The 7,429-nt window shown below is 60.2% G+C and carries 8 protein-coding genes; 2 read left to right on the top strand and 6 right to left on the bottom strand.

All coding sequences use genetic code 11. The annotated features are described in order from the left end of the window. On the top strand, nt 1-1,521 hold a 1,521-nt coding region (locus AC1DJT_RS31830), incomplete at its 5' end, for a sulfatase-like hydrolase/transferase (protein ID WP_476835634.1). A gap of 239 nt (nt 1,522-1,760) precedes the next feature. Here the strand turns inward: AC1DJT_RS31830 and AC1DJT_RS31825 are convergent. From AC1DJT_RS31825 to AC1DJT_RS31815, 3 genes are all read right to left on the bottom strand, one after another. Then, nucleotides 1,761-2,099, bottom strand: coding sequence for an apolipoprotein O family protein (locus tag AC1DJT_RS31825; RefSeq protein WP_476771003.1), 339 nt, complete (start codon nt 2,097-2,099; stop codon nt 1,761-1,763). 156 nt (nt 2,100-2,255) lie between these two features. Further along, the gene (locus tag AC1DJT_RS31820; protein ID WP_476771002.1) at nt 2,256-2,495 is read right to left on the bottom strand and encodes a hypothetical protein; all 240 of its coding nucleotides are present in this window, start codon (nt 2,493-2,495) and stop codon (nt 2,256-2,258) included. After that, nucleotides 2,492-3,139 carry a lysozyme gene (locus AC1DJT_RS31815; protein ID WP_476835633.1) on the bottom strand — a complete coding sequence of 216 codons (648 nt, stop codon included), beginning with the start codon at nt 3,137-3,139 and terminating at the stop codon, nt 2,492-2,494. The genes AC1DJT_RS31820 and AC1DJT_RS31815 overlap by 4 nt, the downstream gene beginning before the upstream one ends. A gap of 42 nt (nt 3,140-3,181) precedes the next feature. Here AC1DJT_RS31815 and AC1DJT_RS31810 point away from each other — a divergent pair, with 42 nt between their 5' ends. Beyond that, nucleotides 3,182-3,487 carry a hypothetical protein gene (locus tag AC1DJT_RS31810; RefSeq protein WP_476771000.1) on the top strand — a complete coding sequence of 102 codons (306 nt, stop codon included), beginning with the start codon at nt 3,182-3,184 and terminating at the stop codon, nt 3,485-3,487. A gap of 490 nt (nt 3,488-3,977) precedes the next feature. Here the strand turns inward: AC1DJT_RS31810 and AC1DJT_RS31805 are convergent, their stop codons facing one another. The 3 genes from AC1DJT_RS31805 to AC1DJT_RS31795 form a co-directional block, all read right to left on the bottom strand. Next, a complete protein-coding gene (locus AC1DJT_RS31805) occupies nt 3,978-4,706 on the bottom strand; it encodes a sialate O-acetylesterase (RefSeq protein WP_476835632.1) in 729 nt (242 codons plus the stop codon). Between the two features lie 110 nt (nt 4,707-4,816). Then, on the bottom strand, nt 4,817-6,571 hold the full coding sequence (locus tag AC1DJT_RS31800) for a hypothetical protein (RefSeq protein WP_476835631.1): 1,755 nt from the start codon (nt 6,569-6,571) through the stop codon (nt 4,817-4,819). A 165-nt stretch (nt 6,572-6,736) separates the two neighbouring features. Beyond that, a partial coding sequence (locus AC1DJT_RS31795) for a hypothetical protein (RefSeq protein ID WP_476835630.1) occupies nt 6,737-7,429 on the bottom strand: 693 nt, incomplete at its 5' end.

Genomic DNA, 7,429 nt, shown 5'->3' with positions numbered 1-7,429 from the left:
TCTTTAGTGTTTTCGCTATTAATTTTGACGTTATTGTCAATTTTATCGAAGACAAAATACGTTTATCTCAAGCAAAAACTGCTTTTTTCAGATTTTTTCTACCAGATGAGAGAAATTTCTGAGATCGTTTTCTTTTTGCAGAACTATACGAAGCTGGCTGCGATTGCCGTTCTTATGTTTGTATGCTCCGCTCTCATCTTGGCGGCCGTATTTGCGATGGATAAATCCCGTATCCGGCGCCTGATCTCGCTGCCGCTTGTTCTGCTCAGCATAGTGCTCGTTGAGGCTGCGTGGAGGAATGTTGATCCTTTGTATCGCGATACCGTGTTTGCGCACGCTGTCTTCAGCAATCGGCACTTGTCCAATTTTACCGTAAGCGCGCGAATGTTCGTAGATCACGCAACAGCGCCTCTGGTGCTAGGCGAGGGGCTTACGCAGAAAATTGTCGATGGTCCGAAATTGGTGGATCCTGGCGCTGCCGCGTCCACACGCCCAAATATTATCGTGATCCTCCACGAATCGTCGGTCGATCCCAGCATTTATCTTGATGATGAGAAGTACGCGGTGCCGGGTGAGTTCTTTACGTCGGGGGACGGCCAGACCCGCCGCCTCAACGTCAAAGCGTATGGCGGGAAAACATGGATCTCTGAGCATGGCTTCGTGTTAGGGGCCGATCTTAGCTACTTTGGATCTCGCAAGGATTTCCTTGGCGTTGTTGCCAATGGAAAATTCAAGAATTCGATTGCGCATGAACTCAAAGCCAACGGATATCGTACCAGTGTAAATTATCCCTCGCCGACAACCTTTCTTAACACAAAAGAATTCTACCAATCACTCGGATTTGATCGCGTCAATTCAGAAGACGATATGAATCTTCAAATTAAATTCACTGGCCCTCGACCGAGAGATAAGGCTTATTACCAATTTCTGCTAGACGATCTCGAGAAAAAACAGAAAAACGAAGGTACTAACCCGAATTTCTACTTCGTCCTGACCTCGGCCACGCATTACCCTTGGGATTATCAGGAATTCCCAGGCGTGCGTGATGCAGAGTATGCGCCCGGCGATCCTGTTGCTGAGTACGCTCGGCGACAGCGGATCGCTGCGGACGACATATCCTGGCTGAAGGCATCGCTCTCAACACGATTTCCGGGCCAGCCCTTCCTGATCGCCAGTTTTGGAGACCACCACCCATTGTGGACCCATGATTATGTGCACAGACTTCCGACTTGGAAGGGGCGTACACCCGATCCGGCGGAGCACATGTGGCGAACCTACTACCGTGTAGATGGCGTCAACTTTCAACCGAACTATGCAGGCCTGAGCCAAGAGATAGAGATCGGTTTGCTCGGCGAAAGCGTGTTGACAGCTGCAAACCTTCCCATCAGCAAATCCTACCAGGTTCGACGTTGGCTCCGCGAACGATGCGAAGGGCGCTGGGCCGACTGCCCTGACCAGAATAGCCTTCGGACGGCAAATGCGCTGCTTTCGGAGGGGCCACAAGCCATCTTCAAAGATTGAGTTTTGCCGCGGGCTAAGTGGCTAGCTCACGTCAGGCCCGCAGTTCAGCACAAGCGCCGCCGCGCCGGGCGGCGCTTGTCGTCGATCGCCCGCTCTCCGACAGCCGGCGGCGCGCCGGCGTTTTTGCGGTTTCGGCGCATCGCTCGATGAGGCAGACCGCACCCCGTTGCCGCTCCAACGATGGGCCGAGTTTTGGCATGGAACTCCCCGGTATTCAGCCGTTTGCGCGGGCCAAGCGATCAGCGGCCGGTGCCGCGAATGAAGTTGAGCAGCAAGTCCCAGCGCTCGCCGACCCAGACGAAAAGGCCGACGCCAACCGGAAGCGACAACACGGCGAATCTTGCCGTCCTGCCACCGACACGGGCGAGGAATAGGCCGCTGCGGATGACGGCCGTGTCTTTCTTCAGGCTGACGACACTGTTCTGCAACCCAGAAATCGCCGCCTGCATTTCGCCCATCGCCTGACCCCGCTGCTGGCCCTGCTCGAGGAGGCGTTGCATCGCCTCCCTCAGGCCCTCGATCGCATCCTTCAGGTCGCTGTCCGTCTCCTTCAACCCATCAAAACGCTGCTCGAGCACTGCGATGCGCTCCAGAGTTCCCCGCCCTTGGCCGACCATCAGCGCCCCCAGCAGCCGGCAGCGACGCCGCGCTCGGAATGGATGTCGATCCGGCGGGTATCGGCGGGCGTCTTGCCCTGGACAGTCTGGAGGCTGTCGCTGATGACGCCGCACGGCCTATCGACCGGCGCCGTCGTCGCGCAGGCAGAGACCGCGATCGCGGTCCCAGCTGCCAATGCAATTCTCAACCTTGCGCGCAGCGTCATCGGCCTTGCCTCTTGCCTTCACATTCGATTGCTGGATCTCGGCCGACGCATCGGTCTTGCCGCGCTGATAGATGCTGCTGACCACCGCCCAGGCGAGCAGGCCAGCGATGACGGCAGCGCCGAGCGCGAGCCATGCCCGCAGCGGGATCACGCCGCGGCTTCCTGCTGTGCCTTGTGCCAACGCCAGAGCAGGAAAGAGCCGCCGGCGACGAAGGCGAGCGCGAGGATGATCTGCGCCGGTCCACTAGTGAAGCCCTGCAGAAGCGCCGTCATTGGCGTCGCGACCTTCACCGCATTGTCGAGGGTGACAAGGGGAAGCGGGGCAGGCCTCGCCGGGACGGTGTTGGAGGAGACGAAGCCGCCGCGAGACCAGAGCCCGGCCTCAGCAGCGCGGCGGTTGACGAGCCCCTCGACCTTCCGGCCGCCGGCATTGACCCATTTCATCAGCTCGGTCGGCACAGCGGCATAATTGCCGGCCTCGAGCTTTTTCAGCAGGGTGGACTTCTGGAACGCCCATTCGCCGACATTGAAAGCGAACGAGACCAGAGCGGCGAATTGACCATCGGTAAGGGGAACGCGAACCAGRCGCTCGACGGCACGCTCGAACCGGTCGAGATCGTTGCGCAGGAGATGCTCGGCTTCGGCTTGCGTCAGCGTCATGCCGGGACGGACATGCGCCCCAGTCGAGCCGTAGCCGATCGTCAGAATGCCGGCGACATCCTTGTAAGCGGTCAGCCGGCAGCCTTCCCAGCGCTTGATCAGCGCCAGGCCTTCATCGCTGATGCGACGTGTCATTGTGCGTGCTCCAGATAAAGAAAAACCGCCCGAAGGCGGCGGATGGATGGGTTGGGGTTTGGCCGTTATGCCGGCCAGGTGATCGGTGGCAGTTCAGAGACGATGGCCTCGGCTGACTTCGCGAAGGTTCCGACAATGCGCGCGTCAGCCTTTGGCGCGACCTTACGGATCACGACAGCCCAATCAGTCTGCGACATAGGAAATGCTCCGGGCATGAAAAAACCGCCAGAAGGCGGCAGGTGGCCGGGTGTCAATGCAGCCGATAAAGTCGAGCAAAAGCGCCGCTTCGGCTGGAACGGCGCCGCCGGCCTCAACCGCCTAGCATTTCTGCTAGCTCTTCCTTCGTAAGCCTTGCACTGTATGCCTCTTGGCCCTGCTCGAATTGCCAACTATCTCGCAGGCCGCCAGCATCGWCTACGTCATATCCAATCGAGTCAAAAAAAGCCGAAGCTACCTTCTTCGATTCTTGGTCATCACCTGCGATCGGAACCGCAATTCGCTTTGAGCCGGATAGGCGCGAGTTGTCCTCTAGGTTGCTCTCGAACATAACGCTTGAAGATCTAACCAAAAGCGCGCCATCCCAACGCACGGCTAGCATATAGGAAGTCTGTCAATTCATCCCGCCCCTTGCCGCGTAAAGCGATATCGTTTATCTCGCGATAACCGATATTGGTTATCGGATCAATGGGGGCGAGTGACGCACGGTGAAGGAGGCGGTCTATATCGCTCTCGCAATCTTGGCTGTTCTAGTGGCCTTGATCGCGCAGCCCGAACCCGGCGCGTGCAAGGATAAGTCCCCGGGCTCGATCTTTGCCATCATGAACTGCCGAACACCCGGCTAGCTTACCGGCGTGGCGTGCGCTTGGATCGCCGTCACGCACATGTCGGCAAAATCATTGGCCCCCTCCGCGTTGAAGTGCGCCGCATCGCCTCTCTTGTCCGCACCGAGCGTGTCAGTGTCTGGGCCGAGAAAGATGCTCACGCCGTCAGCCATCGCCGCCTGCCCCGCCCGGACGGCCAGAACCTCAGGCGAGCCCGGGGTATTGACGCCGGCCCAATAGGTCGTCTGGCAGACGATGGCAGGCGCGGTGAAGTCAGCGTCACGGAACTTCTGAAACTCGGCGCGACCCCGGTCCCGATAAGTATTGCTGCTGGTCCCGATTGAGGGATCTCCCTCGCCCTGGTGACGCAGGATGCCGGTTAGCGGTAGCCCGGAGGCCTGAAGCCGGCGGATGAAGTAGCGCAGCCGATCGACATAGATGCCGCCATCCGCCCAATCGACCGTCGTGGATCCGCCAATAGCGCACCCTGCGATGATGACACGGTCGCAGATGTTGGCATCGATCAGCTTTTGCCCGATCCGCGTCATCACGTTCGAATAGGCGTTCGGCGTACTCGTCGTGTTGATGCCCGGCAGAGGCTCGACCGCGGAATAAACACCCCCGTCGCGCCAGTTGAAGACGTGGACCTTCGGGGAGGAGGGGGCATAGGGAGCCCCGTAGATGAAGTTCGCGATATTGCTTTGGCCGATCCCGGCGAGGATGTGCGTCCGTTCGCCGGGCGTCAACCTGATCGGGGCCGGGGCTCCGAGCGCTCTGATGGGATCGTTTATGAGGTTGTAAACTGGCGGCGCATCGGCCCAGGGGTCGGGAGCGCTGACAGCAGAATAGGCCATACTCACCCCTCCATCTCCACCGTCAACGTGGTGTATGCGCCTGTGAATACCGTAGAGGCGGAGGCGAACTCTACGTTCTCAAGGTAGTGGTAGCCGCGAGACGGCGCGATTGGCGTGGACATGCTAAGCGGCACCTGGACCGACGTGCCCGCGTAACTGACGAGCGCGGCGGGCCCGAGTGGCGGACTCATAGCGCCATCCAGCGCCGCTGAGATAACGATAGTGGTTCCCGCAGCTGGCCCGGCGAAACTCGTGGCCGTGACCTTGACTGCGAGCCCGGGGGCCACCTGAACGAAATTGATCCGCGGGCCAGCGCCCCCGTCAGCTGCGCGCCAATCGGCCGTGCCATAGGTCCACGTCGCGGATGAGGCGGTCACGATCTTTTTGAACGCCACGCGATTGTAGAGGTTGACGATGTCGATGTTAGCGCTCGTTAACTGCGCTTCCCCGGCAAGAGTGGTCCTGAACGTGCCGACCCGCGCGGCCTGGCGGACTGGCACGGCTGTCACGTTTCCGGCGGCGCTGCCCCAGMGGATGTTGAGCGGCGCTGAATTGACTTCGAGTCCCTCGACGATCTCGGTCGCGACATTGGCGGGCGCCGAGCCGAACTTGAGCGGCGAACCGAAGATAAAGAGGTCATAGAGGGTCGCCGCCGCGTGATAGGGCGCCGAGAGCGGCAGCGACAGCTCGCCAAAATCGACCATCGTGAACTGGCCGCCGATCAATACGGGCGCGAACTTCCCGCCTGCGGGCGTGTAGAACAGCGATGTCACGCCGGCGATATCCGCGCCGGGGATTGCCACGCCCGTCAGCGGCGTCACGCGCCCCTGCGGCGGCGTCATGAACGATCGCGGAATCCCGGTGAGCTGCGAGCCGTCGACAGCAGGCAGTTTGCCGGCAGCATCGAGAGCAACGAGCTTCCCCGCGGTGACCCCGATCCGAGMATCGACATGCTGCTTGGTCCGGAGCGGGTTCATTCCCTTGTTCTCGGCCTCGCCGGCTTCAGCTTCGGCCTTGTTGGCGAAGATGAACGAGCCGGCGGCCGCTTCGGCTGCCAGGCGGTCGATGCCAGTCTGCACCCTGTCTGCCGCCGTTGCAGTCGCGTCCAAGCCGGTCTGAACCCGATCGAAGGCCGTGGCGTCGGCATCCTGCCCCGTCGCAACGCGATCCAGGCCGGTCGCCACCCGATCCAACCCGGTGGCTACCAGGTCTTGCCCGGTCGCGACCCGGTCGGCAGCGGTCGCCACCGCGTCTTCTTCGACCTGCTGGACCATCGCGATGAACGCGGGCGAAGCCTCGCCGGGATCGCCCTTGTCACCCTTGTCGCCCTTGGGAAGTCCAAGCTTGAGGCCCTGACTCGGCGCGGTACCAACGACCTCAGCCGTCGCCGGCTGCCCCGTTTCGAGCGTAACGACCTCGTCGATCGTGAGCGAGTTCGCCGGACCCGGTGGGCCGACGCCGCCGATCGCAGTCACCACGGCCTGGTTGCCGCCCCAGTTGACCGTGGCCTGGTTGCCGCGGACGCCATAGACCAGCTTGCCCGGCTCGTCATAGACGAAGCGCACCGCCATGATGCGAATGGAACCGCCGCCGGTTTCGTCGCGGATGTCGGCCTGATACTCGCCTGTCGGCCAGGTGCCCATCCCGCTCTTCGCGAAGAGCATGGTCAGGTTGCCCGCACCAACAAGAACGAGGCCGCCATTGGCAAGCGTGAGTTCGGTCTTCACGGCGCCGGTGGAGCGCAGCTTGACGTTCACCTTCAGCGCTCGGCCGGCGAGCACGAGCCCGACGAAGTCCAGCTGAAAATGCAGATCCTCTTCGGTCGAGATCTGGAATTGAGCGATCGTGTTCGTCATGGCGATGCCCGCATGAAAAAGCCGCCTCAGAGGGCGGCGAAGGACAGTGGAAGGTGGAAGCTGGGGTTAAGCGTAACCAGTCACGTCGACGGCGGCGTAAAGGCCGACGTCATAAAGCGGGACGACGTTTCGACCGACCGTGACGCGATCCGAAGTGATCGTATGAGCGTTGACCCTCAGCGCCCAGATTTCGAGCCAGTAACGTCCAAGCGGCAACGGCGCTATATTCTGCGCGTACAACGCTGCACGTAGGAGTAGAGGTACATAGCTGCGTCCTGGCACCCCCGTGAAAGACGCGTCGCAAGTTTGAACAGACACGACCTTTAGCGGACGCACCTCGTCATGGAACACCCGCTGCCCTGCCGCATTGAAAATTTCCAGCCCGAGATTCTTGAAACTAGGATTGGTCGGCGTGTCGAAGATGTAGAACTTCACTGTCTCCGCGCTCTCGCCGCCTGACATGAGCGGGTAAAGCAGCCAGCGGTAAAGCCAAGTCGCTCCGTCGAATTCAGTGCTGAGCAGGTAAGGATAATATTTGTAACAGCTGCAGGCCATTAAGGCCGACGCGCCAGTGACGTATTGGTCCACGCGAATGGGGAGGTCACCGATTTCGTTGTAAACGGGGCTTCCGCGCATCTCTCGAAATGACATATTCTTCCAGTTTTCATCGATCTGGACTGTGAATAGGTCGTTATAGGCGGTCAATCCGGATGTCATTAGTAAACAAACAAAGTTAGTCGGGTGTCGCCGACAGGGTGT

The sequence above is a fragment of the Allobosea sp. 05T422_2 genome, from assembly GCF_056396265.1.
This window is presented reverse-complemented; position numbering and strand designations above follow the sequence as displayed.

Bases quoted from the DNA above. Each gene is read 5' to 3' on its own strand.
- AC1DJT_RS31810 (WP_476771000.1), top strand. From the start codon at position 3,182: ATGGATGGGTTGGGGTTTGGCCGTTATGCCGGCCAGGTGATCGGTGGC.